Here is a 13,444-nt window from a genome sequence, read left to right as displayed (position 1 = left end):
CCCGGCATCACGACGCTCTACGTACATGCGGTGCAGCGGTTGTGGTCGTGCCGATCACGCCAGCGCCAAGTATGAGTCGTCTATCCACTTCGCAGCATCCGCTGCACACGAGCGAGCGAGGCGCCCCCAATGAGCCACCTCACGACACGGGATCGAACCGTATCGCCCGACGGATATGCCGCCGCGCTACGGATCTTGCGCCGGCTGCTGGCCGGCATCGAGCGCCCGCCGGCGTTGCGTCTGGGCGATATGCTCTTGCACGAGCTCGAATCGCACCCGGAATACACCCTGATCATCCGTGACCCGGGTCTGCTGCGTCGCTTGGTCCTGCGCCCGGATCCGCTGCTGCTGGCGGAAGCCTATTTCCGCGGCACCATCGACATTGAGGGAGACCTGTACACCGCGCTCGGGCTCAAGGCGCATTTCGAGAGGTTTTCGCTCTCTTGGCGCGACAAACTGGCCCTGTTGCGCGACGCACTGCTGCTGCGCGTGTCCGACCAGGACGGGTTGAAGCCCTCGCGGAGTCTGGCCTCGCGCGTCGCACGTCGCTTCTCCCATCGCCATTCGCGTCAAACCGATCAGGCCGCAATCTCCTTTCACTACGATGTGTCCAACGCGTTCTATGGACTCTGGCTCGATGCCGAGAGGGTCTACTCATGTGGCTATTTCAAGGCGACGGATGACACGCTGGACCAGGCTCAGCGCAACAAGCTGGAGCACATCTGCCGCAAGCTGCGCCTGCAGCGAGGCGAACGCCTGCTCGACATCGGCTGCGGCTGGGGCGCGCTCGTGTGCTGGGCGGCAAGAGAACATGGCGTCCGTGCGCACGGCATCACGCTCAGCCAACAGCAACTCGAATACGCGCGCGAGCGCATCCGCTCGGAGGGCCTGCAGGATCTCGTCACCGTTGAACTGCGCGACTACCGTGACCTCGAAGGCACGGCCGTTTTCGACAAGGTGTCAAGCATTGGCATGTTCGAGCACGTGGGACTCGCGAACCTACCGGCCTACTACGCGGTGGTCCAGCGGGTTTTGCGGCCAGGAGGACTCTTCCTCAACCACGGGATCACCCATGACGAGGAGGGCTGGAGCCGAACCGTCGCGACTGAGTTCATCAACCGCTACGTCTTCCCCGACGGCGAATTGGACTGCGTCAGCAATATCCAGCTAGGGATGGAGCGCTCCGGCTTCGAGATCCATGACGTCGAAGGTCTTCGACCCCACTACGCGCTGACCTTGCGTCATTGGGTCCAGCGACTCGAAGCGCGCCGGGAGGAGGCCTTGCGGGAGGTCGATGAGGTGACCTTCCGCATCTGGCGCTTGTACATGGCGGCGTGTGCACTGGAATTCGAGGCCGGGGGGACTGGGATCTACCAGATCGTCGCGTCCAAACGCGACGGCGGAAGCTGGCCCGTGCCCTTGACCCGCTCTGATCTTTATGGATAACACAGCCATGAACGCTAGATGGCCGTGCCGCTGGCGCGCGAAAGACGATCACAGACGCCAGCCTTCCCAATCTCGCCGTCGCGCTTACCTGCGTGCCGGCTCTCAAGGACTTTCCACATGAACCACGAGCTTCCCTGGGTCGCCGAGCGCGTCCGCGTGTTCCGCGAGTCTGATCCCGAGTTCGCCCGCTGGGCGCGCGGCCACGGCCCCATCACCCACAACGATCTCACGCAACTGCGAGTCCACGATCTCGCACAGGTGCTGGTTGCCGAAGGCAAGGCGAGCGACACAACCGCGGTGTATCGCACGCTCTGGTCGGCGGACCGCCTGGCCGTGGCAGGCATGTGGTTGACGGTTCACATGACCTATGCCGACCGGGTCTATCCCGATGGCCGGGAGATGAGAGCCGAGGATTTCAAGGAGACGCCGGAGGGGCATACCGGTGGGGCGCTGAACATCGTGCCGGCCTATGTCGGCTACCTGGCCGCGAACGCGCTCAGTGGGTTGACGCGTGGCTGGTTGATGGGCCAGGGCCATTGCGTCGCGGGCATCGATGCCTGCAACCTTCTGGTGGGCAACATGACGCCGCGCCACGCCGAGAGATACGACCGCAGCGAAAGCGGCCTCACGCGCTTTGCCCGGGATTTCTATAGCTACGCGATCGACGCACAGGGGCGTCCCGCCTCGCCGCTGGGCAGCCACGTCGGCCCGAATACGGCAGGCGGTCTGTCCGAGGGCGGCTATCTCGGCTTTGCCGAACTGCAGTACGTGCACATGCCCTTGCCCGGCGAGCGGCTGGTGGTGTTCCTCAGCGACGGCGCTTTCGAGGAGCAGCGTGGCAGTGACTGGGCGCCGCGCTGGTGGCGGGCAGAAGACAGCGGCTTCGTGGCACCGTTCATGATCCTCAACGGTCGCCGCATCGAACAGCGCAGCACCATGCAGCAGCAGGGGGGCCGAGAATGGTTCCACCAGCATCTGCGGCTGAACGGCTTCGACCCGATGGAGATCGACGGCACCGACCCCGCCGCGTTCGCCTGGGCCGTTCACGCGATGGAGGAGCGGTTGTCGGCCTGCGCGGCTGGAGTTTCGCAGGGCACCGTTCAGTACCCGGTACCCCTCCACTACACCATCGCCGAAGCGCCCAAGGGATTCGGCTTCCCCGGTGCTGGAACCAATGCCGCGCACAACCTGCCGCTGGAGGGGAACCCCCGGGTCGACCAGATAGCGCTTCAGCAGTTCAACGAGGGTGCTCGCGCTCTCTTCGTGCCGTCGCACGAACTCGACGAAGCGGTCGCACTACTGCGCCGGCACGAAGTGCAGCATCGTCCCCTGGAGCGGGACCATGCCCTGGCGCACCGCCAGGTGGCGGCCCCCAGACTTCCGGTTCCGCAGTGGCATGTTGCGGGCCAGGGCGAGGTCTCGCCAATGGCGGCACTCGACGGAGCCTTCGCGGCCCTCGTCCAAGCCAACCCACAGCTGCGTCCGCGGGTAGGCAATCCGGACGAGCTGCGCAGCAACCGCATGGGCCAGACATTGGACCTGCTCAAACACCGCGTCTTCACGCCCGAACCGGGCCTGGCGGAGGCCGTCGATGGCGCCGTGATCACGGCGCTCAACGAAGAAGCGGTGGTCAGCGCGGCGCTGGGCAACAAGGGCGGCATCAACTTGGTCGTCTCTTACGAGGCATTTGCCGTCAAGATGCTGGGCGCGCTGCGCCAGGAAATGCTGTTCGCGCGACATCAGGCGCAGGCAGGCACACCACCCGGATGGCTGTCGGTGGTCACGGTTGCGACGTCCCACACCTGGGAGAACGGCAAGAACGAGCAGTCGCACCAGGATCCGACGCTGGCCGAAGCGCTGTTGGGCGAAATGTCCGACACCTCGCGCGTGTTGTTCCCGGTCGATGCCAACAGTGCCGTTGCGGCGCTGCGCGCGGCCTACGCCTCGCATGGCCAGTTCTGGACGCTGGTCGTTCCCAAGCGGGCCGTCGCCAGCCAGTTGAGTGCCGAGCAGGCCGAACGCTTGGTCGATCAGGGTGGTTGGGTGGTGAAGCCCTGCGACGCCCCCGACGTGTTGCTGGTTGCCATCGGCGCATACCAGCTACAGCAGGCCCTGCTTGCGGCGCGGCGCCTCGAAGCCGCTGGACATCGGACCGCAGTGACCTGCGTCATCGAGCCGGGCCGCTTCAGAGCACCCCGCGACGAACGCGAGCAGGACTTTGTGGCCGGCGACCAGGCCTTGCGCGCCCTGTTCCCGGAGACTGCCGCCGTGCGCGTCATCGTCTCGCACATGCGACCCGAGCCGACGCTGGGCCTGATGCGTCGGATCGATACAGGGGCGCGGCAGACCCGTGCCTTGGGCTACCAGGCGCGCGGCGGGACACTCGATGTGGCCGGCATGCTGTTCGCGAACCGTTGCACGTGGGCGCACGTCGCGGCGGAGGCCGCTCAAGGGCTCGGTGTCGATCCGCAGAGCTTGCTGAGCGCCGAGGAGTGGGCCGCCGTGCAGGGGCGTGGCGACCCGCGCGTCATCACGGTCTCGGCTTAACCCCCTTCCAGCACGACCCACGACCGGACGCTGATTGCGCCAACGCACTCTGCTTCTTCATGTGCGTTGCCAGGTCGCACTGGGTTCGGATGTCTGACGAATGGCTGTGGGACCGATGGCCACGTCGCGCCTGAATGTCGTCCTCCCGTGCCAAGTAGCACTTCCTTGTCCGGGCGTTCAGCGCGAGGCGTCAACTATTTTCCCGCGCTGGAGAGGGGATTTGCCAGGCGAAAGCATCCGCGCAATCGCCAACTGAATCGCCCGTCTGCGCGCCTCGTGCTCCTGCGAATCCCTCGCCGCCGGTGCCATGCACCACGTTTGCACGATCGTCGCTACCAGTCGCACGATCTCATCAGGCGTGAAATCCGCGGTGATGCGTCCTTCGGCCTGGGCAGCGGTGATGGCCGCATGTTTGGCTTCCAGTACGCTGTGACCGGCGGGGAGCAGGAGCACTTCTTGGCCTCGCTCCAGGTGGAACCAGGTCATGAGCCGCCATAGGTGCGGCCGCTCGGTGAGCAAATCGTAGGTGCGCCCCGCATAGCCGGGAAGATCGTCCGCATCGAAGCGCTCGTCCTGCGCCGCGGCGAGGATTTCCCGGCTGAGCACGGCGTCGAAGAGAGCCTCCTTGTCCCCGAAATGGACATAAAGCATCGGCTTGCTGATGCCTGCAGCCGCCGCGATCCGGTCAATTCGTGCCCCCGCCAGCCCGTTCTCGGCAAATTCCCCCAGCGCAGCATCCAGCAGCATTTGCTGGGTCTCGGCGGGACGTCTCTTGGCCATGGGCCGTTACTCCTCAACAACATTTCACCCGAGCGCCCATCATCGCTTGACACGGGTGCCATCAACTTACAAACTAGTTGGTAAGTAAATCACAGGAGTGCATTTATGTCCAGACATTGGTTCCTCACCGGCGCATCCAGCGGCATCGGTCGCCATCTTGCCGAAATCATCCTGGCTTCGGGGGATGACCTCACGGCCACCGTCAGGCGTCCCGAGACGCTCGACGACCTGGCAGCACGCTACGGTGACCAGCTCGTTGTCGAACGGCTCGACGTGACCGTGAAGGGGGACATCGCACCCGTGGTCCAGCGCGCCGAGGCCCGCCGCCCGGTCGATGTCCTGGTCAACAACGCCGGCGGCGGCATCATCGGCGCCACCGAAGAGTTTTCCGACGCGGACATCGAAGGGCAGATCAGCCTCAACCTGCTGGCGCCGGTGCACGTCACGCGGGCCTTCATTCCCGCCATGCGCACACGGCGAGCCGGTCGGATCATCCAAATCTCCAGCGCCAGTGGCCAAGGCTCCCTGCCGACCAGCAGTCTTTACCACGCCGCGAAATGGGGTCTGGAAGGCTTCAGCGAATGCCTTCGCCAGGAACTGGAGGGGTTTGGGGTCTTCGTCACACTCATTGAACCGGGCGGCGCACGCACGAGCTTCAGCCGCAATTTGCAGTACGCGCTGGCGAACCCCGCCTATCAGGACACGCCTGCTGGACAGATTCGCGCGATGTTCGAGAACGCGGGTGACGAGTTGTACACGCTCGATCCGCAGAAGATCGCGCACCGGATCTTCGACACGGCCACGAGCGAGAAGCCACCGCTTCGGGTGGCGCTGGGCGGTGACGCCTTCGGCGTCATCCAGGCGGCGCTCAAGGGCAGGCTGTCTGCTCTTGAAGCGCAGGAGAGTCTGGCGCGATCGGTGGCCTTCGATAGCTGATCGCTGTTTCAGGTCAAGCCCAGGGCGACGGCAAAGCCAGCAGCAGCCATGGCCGCGTACGACGGCAGCACTCTCCATGCGAGCGCCCTACCGGCCAGCGACATCAACAGGACAAGTTTGGTGACCTGATTGACGGATGCGGCGATGAACAAGGCCAGGGTGGCCGAAGCGGCGGTGACGGCGCCCTCGGTCACCAGGCGGCCAATCGAGAGCGTGATCGCATCGACGTCCACCAGACCCGAGGCAGCGGCGGTCAGCATGACGCCAGCATCCCCGAAGCGATCGGCAAGAAAGCGGCCTGCCAGCATCACCGCGGCCAGGAAGGCTGCGAACTGGAGCGCGGAGCGCAGCTGCAATGGGTTGCCAAGCTGAAGTTCGGGCAAGTCGTCGGCGGGCGACCGCGCCGCCAGGAACGTCCCCAGAACACCGCCAGCCACGGCCATGGCCACGAAGATGACCACCGGGTCCCAGCCGATGCCGGGGGCTGCGATGGCGACGAGAGCCGCCATGCGCGCAAACATGGCTGCGCAGGCGAGCGCCGCCCCCGCCGCTGCCAGTGGACGCCAGCCTGGCGTCTGCCCGGCCCAGCGCGCCAACGTGGCCGTGGTGGCGGTGCTCGACACGATCCCGCCGAGCAGCGCTGTGAATACCAGCCCTCGTTTCCTGCCGAGCGAGCGCATCAGGACGAACCCAGCGAACGACAGCACTGCCAGCAGGACAACGGCCCACCAAAGGCGATAGGGATTCAACGCCTCATAGGGGCCAAAGCCACGATCAGGGAGTACGGGCAGTACGACCACGCTGATCAACAGCAACTGCGTGCCGCTGCTGATCTCCGCCTCGGACAGCTTGCCGACGCCGGCGTGCAAGAGCTGCTTGAAACGCAGCAGCGCCAGCACGACCACGGCGGCGACCGCCGAAACGTGCCAAGCGCCACTGGTCGCCAGCGCCCCGATGGCGAAAGTCGCAAGGGCGGCGACGGACGTGGTCAGTCCCATCACGGCATGCATATGCGCCGTCACCAGGTAGCCCACCACCAGATACACCCCGACGAGTACGAGCAGCGCGATGAGCATGCCGGCTCCCCAGCGCTGGGCCAGCAGCCCGCCAAGGCCGCCGAGCAGGCCGATCAGCGCAAAGGTGCGAACGCCCGCGACGCGATGTCCCTCGGGCCGCTCGCGTTGCTGCCATCCCCGTTCCAGGCCGATCAGAAGTCCCGAAGCGAGTGCCAGCCCGAGCCCGACCAGCGCGGGATCATCGAATTCACTCATCGTCTAACCTGGACGCGGTCACGGATGAAATCACGCTGCAGTCCCAGCGAAGCATCGGTGCGCGCCATCGACACCTGGAGATCGGTCTCGATGCCGCTCAAGGCGCGAATGGCATCGATGGTCTCGGGGATTACGATCGCCTGGTTGAAGACCTGGTAGGTGTAGTACGCCTGATCGCCATCGACCGAAAGCACGTCCTCCCACAACGCGACCTCCCACAGGTCGCCGCGCGGGCGGCCGAGATCGGCCATCAGTTCCACCGTGCTGTTGAGGGCCACGAGACCATCCGAGGATCGCACGAACGCGATCCGTGGCGCAGCGCGAAAGGCAGCCAGCACCTCGTCGCGCGTGGCCGGCCTCGTCAGTTCGACCCACCAGGTGTGCAGGTGGCTGCTGTTGTGCGGCGCCTTGACCGCGATCGTGACGACGTCCAGGTCCGGGATCACAGTGCGCGCGTCCGGTCCCTGATGGCTGGGGATCGTCTTCTCCGGCACGAGCGTGTTGATGATGCCCTCCGCATGCGCCTCCCACGGGTCGGAAGCCCGGCGGATCAGCGTCCCGCGGGCTCGCTTGAGCAGGCCCGCTGTCCGAAGCGCCCCCAGGGTGCGCACGATCGACGTCGTGTTGCAGGACACCACCCGGGTGGAGGTGCGGCCGATCGCGGTTGCGTAGTTCTCCTGCGCGACGAACGAATGACCGGTCAACGCGTGGGACTCGCCGCCATGGAAGATGGACTTCACACCGGCAGCGTCGTACGCCCTCTTGTTGACCGCGGCGACTTTCTTGGGTGTGCAATCGACCACGACGTCCGCGTTGGCGAGCAGGTCGGCCAGATCGCCCGCGACAGGAAGCCCCGCAGCACGCATCGATTGTGCGGCTTCAGCGGTCGCCGCGTAAATCGGGAAAGCGCGCTGCGCGGCCACCTGCAGGCGATAGTCGTGCACCACATCCGCGACGCCGGCTAGCGCCATGTCCTCCTGGAGTGCGACCGCATCCGCCACCCGCTTGCCGATCACACCGTATCCGTTCACCGCCACTCTGACCTTGTTCATGCCTGACTCCTTGCTTGATGAGGCGCCTCAGCCGCGGCTGCGCGCGATGGAAAACGTGAACCGGATCGCCAGCGCATAGCCCAGCAGCGCGAGTACCGGCATGTCGCCCCAGCGCGGGCCCACGCCGTGCTGCATCAACAAGCTCGATGCGATGTACAGGCCGAGCGTCACGAGCGCCAGCGCGACGCGACGGCCGAGGCGGTCGATCCCGCTCAGCATCCTGGCATCCGGCTTGATCGACAGTTGCAGCAGGTCACCCTGCCGCAAGACGCTGTGCAGACGCCGCGCCATCAGGGAGGGCAGGGCGTGGGCCGCGTTCCCCAGTTCATATGGCAGACGCTGCGATGCCGCAGACTTGGGCTCGTCGAAGACGCCCGTGGTCGTGTGGCGAGAGATGGCTTCGATGATGGAAAACTCGGGTGCCAGCAGGCGCACCGTCCCTTCGAGCAACAACAGGGTACGCGTGAGCACGAGGAGGTCCCTGGGCAGCCGGACTTCCTGGGTCCGGCCCGCCGCCACGAGCTGCGCGAGAGCACCTGAGAGCGACCAGTCCTTCAGCGGCCTCTGTGCGCAGTCTGCGACCAGGGCACGCACGACAGGCACGAACACGGCCCGATCGGTGCCGTCGCCGAGCAGGCCCAGGTCGAGCCAGGCATCGACCACCCATTCGGCATCCTGCTCGACGAAGGCCAGGGCGAACGCCACCAGCGCCCGCCGCATGTTGCCGTCGACCCGGCCCACGATGCCGAAGTCGTGCAGGCAGATGCGGCCATCGTCCATCACGAAGACGTTGCCGGGATGGGGGTCGCCGTGGAAGAAGCCATCGCGGAAGATCTGGGCGACGTAGCTGTCCACGAGTTTGCCCGCGGCCGCCACCGCGGTGGGCGAAGGCAGACCGTGCAGGTGAGCTCCGTGGCTGAACTGCTGGACCATGACGGTCGGCGTGCACAGGCCGTCCACCACGTCGGGGATCACGATGTCGGCAGAGCCGCGCCAGGCGTCGGCGAAACGTCGCACGGAAGCTGCCTCGCGCGACAAATCCATCTCGTAGCGGAAGTTGGCCGCAACCTCGTCCACGATGGCTGCCAGCCCCCAGCGACGCAGCGAGGGCACGAGCCCCTGCATGACCAGGACGATGCGGCGCAGGATGCGCATGTCGGTCTCGGCCTGCTCGGCCGCGCCAGGGCGGCGGATCTTCACCACCACTTCCGTCCCGTCCGGCAGGGCTGCACGATGAATCTGGGCGATCGAGGCCGCGGCGAGCGCGTGCATGTCGAAGCGTGCGAAGACCTGCTGCCATGGGCGGCCGAGCGCCGCCTCGACCTCCTGGACCGCCTGCTCGGGAGGAAACGGCGCCACATTGGCCTGCAGGCTGGCCAGAGCCTCTTGCGCATCGGGCGCCAGAATGTCGGCCCGCAGGCTGAGATGCTGGCCCAGCTTCACGAAGGTCGTGCCCAATCGCTGCAGCACTTCGGCGAAGCGGTCGGCCGCCCGGTGGGTATCGCAGCGCATCAGGCCCCGGTGCCAGGCCACCCAGAGCAGGAACCCGCTCAGGGCCATAGCGATCTGCGTGGCCCGGCGCAGCGCCGAGCGTTGCGTTGGGCGGCCCGCAAGACGCACGGTGGAAACGGGGCGGTTCGGTCGCGTCATGGCTCATCCAACCTGTTGCGCAGGCGGCCCGCATGCCAGGCTGCGATGTTCGAGATGGTCTCGTCGAGGATGCGCGCGATCGCCTCCGACGTATTGAACCCGACATGCGGTGTCACGAGCACACGCGGATGCGTCAGCAGTGGGCTGGATGCCGACCAGCCGGTATCGCAACCCAGTCCGCCGCAGCCCGTGGGCACTTCGGGAGACAGATCCCCTTCCTGTTCCAGCACGTCCAGACCTGCTGCGGCGACGGTACCTGCCTCCAGTGCGTGCAGCAGGGCGGCCTCGTCGATGAGCGCACCCCGTGCCGTGTTGATCAGTACCATGCCCGGTTTCACGCGCGCGAAGGCCTGGCCATCGAGAAGGTGGTGCGTGGCCTGCGTGGCCGGAACATGAAGGCTCAGAACATCGCTGCTTTGCAGGATCTGCTCCCACGTCACCACGCGGACGCCGGCGATGGGTGCTGCCGTGATGTCGAGCGATTGGGCGAGGGCCGGGTCGTAAGCGAGAACTTCCATGCCGAACCCCAGGGCGATACGGGCCACGTGGCGCCCGATCCGGCCCAGCCCGACGATGCCCAGCGTCTTTCCTTCCAGCTCGAAGCCGGTGAGGCCGCGGTAAGCGAAAGAACCTTGGCGCGCCCGCTCGTGGGCTTGTGTCAGATGGCGAGCCACGCCCAGCAGCAGCGCGAAGGCATGTTCGGCGACGCTGGCAGACCCATAGTCCGGCACGTGGCACACGGCAATGCCGCGTCGGCGGCAAGCCTGCAGGTCGATGTGATCGAAGCCCGCGGAGCGCGTTGCCACGAGCCGCACGCGCGGCAGCAACCGGAGCACCGATTCGTCAACGCGCGTGCGCACGAAGACGCACAGCACCTCGGTGTCTTCATCGCCGACATCGGATACCACCAGGCGTTCGTTCTGGACGAAGTGCGCGTGCCAGTGGGTCGGAAGCCGTTGCTGCAGCGCGGCCTGGTCCGCCGGTGCGATGTCGGAGAACAGAACGGACAGACGGTTTTGTGCGGTCATGAGCCCTCCTCGATTACCCGGTGCAGGGACAGGATGCAGAACGCGGCGATGAAGTGCCCGGTCTTGGTGCCTTGCGCGAGTTCCGCTTGCGCGAACACCGTCGGCAGCCGGCCGGCGACCGCATCGCGCATGGTCTCGAATCCGTCGAGCAACTGAACCGTGAAGAACGCCGCGCAGCGCATCGGGCCCTGCGTGCGGCCGCAGTCCGCGTAGGCCAGTGCGGGCTTGAATCTGGCCGGAGGATTCGTCATGGCACGGCCAGCCTCGCTCGGGGCTCACGGAACTGCCACAGCACGATGAAGCTGAGCCCAGCGGCAAAGAAGCACCACACCGAGATGAACCAGGTTGCATAGAACATGTAGGCGGCGATTGCGGAGACAAAGGCGGCCACCCCAAAAGCCGCCACGCGCCGGTGGCTAGAAACCATCAGGCTTGCGCAGGTGCCGATCAGATACAGGGCCATCGTGGTCATCACGTAGAAGTGCGGAGAGTCGTAGAGGATGTGCTGGCCGACCACGCGGGCCGTGATGGGCAGCTTCACCAGCATCGCCAGCAGGTACAGACCGACGAGCGCGCCCGCGACTGCAATGGCCACCAGAACCCGACGGCGCCAACGGACGCTCTCCAGCGCCAGCGCAGCCAGCGGGACGTAGATCGGCCACAGGACGTGCGAGAAGAACGAGTAGAGATGCGTCAGCGCCACGTTCAGCAAGGGCGCGCGGTCGGGGAACGTCAGCCACAGCATGCCTTCGAGCAGTTGCTGGACGCCGAACAGCAGCGGGATGGCGGCATACGGCAGTTCGCGCCGTGAGCGGGCCCGGCGCATGGTGACGGTCCCCAGGCCCAGCAGAACCGCTGCGGCCGTGAAACTGGCGGGTGCGGAAAAGCACATGGGCAGTCATCTCCCCTCGATCGTGAGCGTCATGACGAGCGTGGCGCAGCGGCTCATGGCGCGCCGGCTTCCATCAGTTCCTGCACCGCTGTCGCCAGCGGTGCCACCACGCTGATGCCGTTGGAGACATGCGGCACGGTGTCGCAGGTCACCACCCGCTGGGGCCCTGCCGCAAGAAGTGTGTGGTACGCGTCGGCGGCGAACAGGGCGTGCACCCCGATGCACACCGGTGGCGGCAATCCCACGCTGCGCACACTGGCGATTGCCTGGATCATCGTGCGCGCGCTGGACACGATGTCATCGATGAGCACGGGCTGGCGGTCTGCCAGGGCCGCGGTGTCGGGAAGGCTGACCTCCACGTCCTTGTCGCCCCGGCGGATCTTCTGCAACACCGTGAACGGCGCGCCAGCCAAGCGCGCGACTTCCTGGACCCATTGCTCGCTTTCCGCATCGGGTCCGATCAACACGGGACGGTCCACATGGGCTGCGACCCAGGCCGCGATGGCGGGCGCGGACTGGACCACACGGGTCGGCACCCGGTAGACCTCGCCGAGCGAGCGGTAGCGGTGCAGATGGGGATCGACGGTGACGATACCGTCGAACACCGTCGACACCAGCGCAGCAAACGTGCGGGACGTGATGGCTTCGCCCGTGTTGAAGCGCCGGTCCTGACGCAGGTACGCCAGGTACGGGGCAGCCAGCAACACGCGGGTGGCGCCGAGGTCGCGCGCTGCGTCCGCGGCGAACAACAAGGGCAGCGCCTTGGCGTCCGGCTGTGCCAGGCTGGCCACGATCACGACGGTGCGGCCGGTGACGTCGGCGTCCAGCCGCACCAGCGACTCGCCGTCCGGGAACCGGTGCAGTTGCAGGGCAGCCCGCTGCGCGCCCAACGCCCGGATCAGTCCATCGGCGAAGTCTTCGTCGCCCGGCAGGTGAAAAACGAGAGGTTTCATAGGTTCTCCGAAATCTGGAAGATCGGTGGGCGCGAGCGGACGAACTGCAGCGCATAGGCCAGCTCGCCCGGCGCCTGGGCGTGCAGCGTGAAGAGCGGCTGTCCCGCTTCGACCTGGTCGCCCAGGCGCGCATGCACGTCGATGCCGGCGGCAGCGGCGGTCGGTGCTCCGGCGAGCTTGGCCGCCCGCGCGAGCAGCCGGTTGTCGATTCGGGAGACCCGTCCCGTGGACGGCGATGCGACGGTGTGCCGATGCGTTGCCACCGGGATGCTGCGCAGGCCGCCCTGCTCAGCGCAGATCGCCTGGAACGTGGCCCAGGCGCGGCCGTCGGCCAGCACCTGCGTGGCGAGCGTCAGGCCGCCGCCGGCGGGCGCTGCACCGCCCATTTCGAGGATGTCCGCCGCCAGCCGCAACGCTCGCTCCCGCAGGTCGGCCGGGGCCTCGGGCGTCCCTTGTAGGACGGCCAGCACGTCGCGGGCCTCCAGTGCCGGGCCGATCCCGCGGCCGACCGGCTGCTCACCATCGGTGACGCGCAAGGCCACGTGCAGGCCGATGGCGCTGCCCACCTCCTGCAGGCGCCGACCGAGCGCCGCCGCGGCCTGCGCGCTGCGCACTTTGGCGGTGGCACCCACGGGCAGGTCGATCAGCACATGGGTCGAGCCCGCAGCGGCCTTCTTGGACAGGACCGAGGCGACGAGCTGGCCCTCGCTGTCCAGGTCCAGCGGCCGCTCGACGCGGATGAGGATGTCGTCGGCGGGGCTGAGCCGTACCGAGCCGCCCCAGACGATGCAGCCGCCCGTGCGTTCGACCACGCGCCGCATGCTCCGCACATCCAGGTTCACCGGCGCCAGCACCTCCATTGTGTCGGCCGTCCCGGCCGGGCTGGACC

The 13,444-nt window shown here is 66.8% G+C and carries 11 protein-coding genes and 1 pseudogene; 3 read left to right on the top strand and 9 right to left on the bottom strand.

Annotation, left to right across the window (positions count from 1 at the left end; all coding sequences use genetic code 11):
* Nucleotides 1-129: 129 nt before the first annotated feature.
* Both ACM14_RS20080 and ACM14_RS20075 read left to right on the top strand, forming a co-directional pair.
* On the top strand, nt 130-1,446 hold the full coding sequence (locus ACM14_RS20080; protein ID WP_006226050.1) for a cyclopropane-fatty-acyl-phospholipid synthase family protein: 1,317 nt from the start codon (nt 130-132) through the stop codon (nt 1,444-1,446).
* A gap of 117 nt (nt 1,447-1,563) precedes the next feature.
* A complete protein-coding gene (locus tag ACM14_RS20075; protein WP_006226049.1) occupies nt 1,564-3,993 on the top strand; it encodes a D-xylulose 5-phosphate/D-fructose 6-phosphate phosphoketolase in 2,430 nt (809 codons plus the stop codon).
* A gap of 177 nt (nt 3,994-4,170) precedes the next feature.
* On the opposite strand, the gene ACM14_RS20070 is transcribed toward ACM14_RS20075, so the two are convergent.
* Nucleotides 4,171-4,773, bottom strand: a complete 603-nt coding sequence (locus tag ACM14_RS20070) for a TetR family transcriptional regulator (protein WP_006226048.1) — start codon at nt 4,771-4,773, stop codon at nt 4,171-4,173.
* A gap of 105 nt (nt 4,774-4,878) precedes the next feature.
* Between ACM14_RS20070 and ACM14_RS20065 the strand changes: the two genes are divergently transcribed.
* A complete protein-coding gene (locus tag ACM14_RS20065) occupies nt 4,879-5,709 on the top strand; it encodes an SDR family oxidoreductase (protein WP_003090276.1) in 831 nt (276 codons plus the stop codon).
* A gap of 8 nt (nt 5,710-5,717) precedes the next feature.
* Here ACM14_RS20065 and ACM14_RS20060 read toward each other — a convergent pair whose 3' ends face one another.
* The 8 genes and pseudogenes from ACM14_RS20060 to ACM14_RS20025 all read right to left on the bottom strand — a co-directional run.
* Nucleotides 5,718-6,980: an MgtC/SapB family protein gene (locus tag ACM14_RS20060; protein WP_003090275.1), complete on the bottom strand. Its 1,263-nt coding sequence runs from the start codon at nt 6,978-6,980 to the stop codon at nt 5,718-5,720.
* A complete protein-coding gene (locus tag ACM14_RS20055) occupies nt 6,977-8,032 on the bottom strand; it encodes a type II glyceraldehyde-3-phosphate dehydrogenase (protein WP_003090274.1) in 1,056 nt (351 codons plus the stop codon). The genes ACM14_RS20060 and ACM14_RS20055 overlap by 4 nt, the downstream gene beginning before the upstream one ends.
* A gap of 27 nt (nt 8,033-8,059) precedes the next feature.
* Nucleotides 8,060-9,592 carry an AarF/ABC1/UbiB kinase family protein gene (locus ACM14_RS20050; RefSeq protein ID WP_006226047.1) on the bottom strand — a complete coding sequence of 511 codons (1,533 nt, stop codon included), beginning with the start codon at nt 9,590-9,592 and terminating at the stop codon, nt 8,060-8,062.
* Nucleotides 9,593-9,678: 86 nt separating this feature from the next.
* The gene (locus ACM14_RS20045; protein WP_006226046.1) at nt 9,679-10,710 is read right to left on the bottom strand and encodes a hydroxyacid dehydrogenase; all 1,032 of its coding nucleotides are present in this window, start codon (nt 10,708-10,710) and stop codon (nt 9,679-9,681) included.
* Nucleotides 10,707-10,961, bottom strand: coding sequence for a hypothetical protein (locus ACM14_RS20040; protein ID WP_006226045.1), 255 nt, complete (start codon nt 10,959-10,961; stop codon nt 10,707-10,709). Before ACM14_RS20040 ends, ACM14_RS20045 begins: the two co-directional genes overlap by 4 nt.
* Complete coding sequence (locus ACM14_RS20035) at nt 10,958-11,602, bottom strand: DUF6629 family protein (RefSeq protein WP_006226044.1); 645 nt, start codon at nt 11,600-11,602, stop codon at nt 10,958-10,960. Before ACM14_RS20035 ends, ACM14_RS20040 begins: the two co-directional genes overlap by 4 nt.
* A gap of 53 nt (nt 11,603-11,655) precedes the next feature.
* The gene (locus tag ACM14_RS20030) at nt 11,656-12,555 is read right to left on the bottom strand and encodes a ribose-phosphate pyrophosphokinase (protein WP_006226043.1); all 900 of its coding nucleotides are present in this window, start codon (nt 12,553-12,555) and stop codon (nt 11,656-11,658) included.
* Nucleotides 12,552-13,444, bottom strand: a pseudogene (locus tag ACM14_RS20025) (thymidine phosphorylase); the annotation flags it as partial. The pseudogene ACM14_RS20025 and the gene ACM14_RS20030, both read right to left, overlap by 4 nt.

Source organism: Delftia sp. JD2, from assembly GCF_001682645.1.
Lineage (GTDB): Bacteria > Pseudomonadota > Gammaproteobacteria > Burkholderiales > Burkholderiaceae_C > Comamonas > Comamonas acidovorans.
Note: the sequence above shows the minus strand (reverse complement) of the source record. Positions and strands in the feature narration are given on the sequence as shown.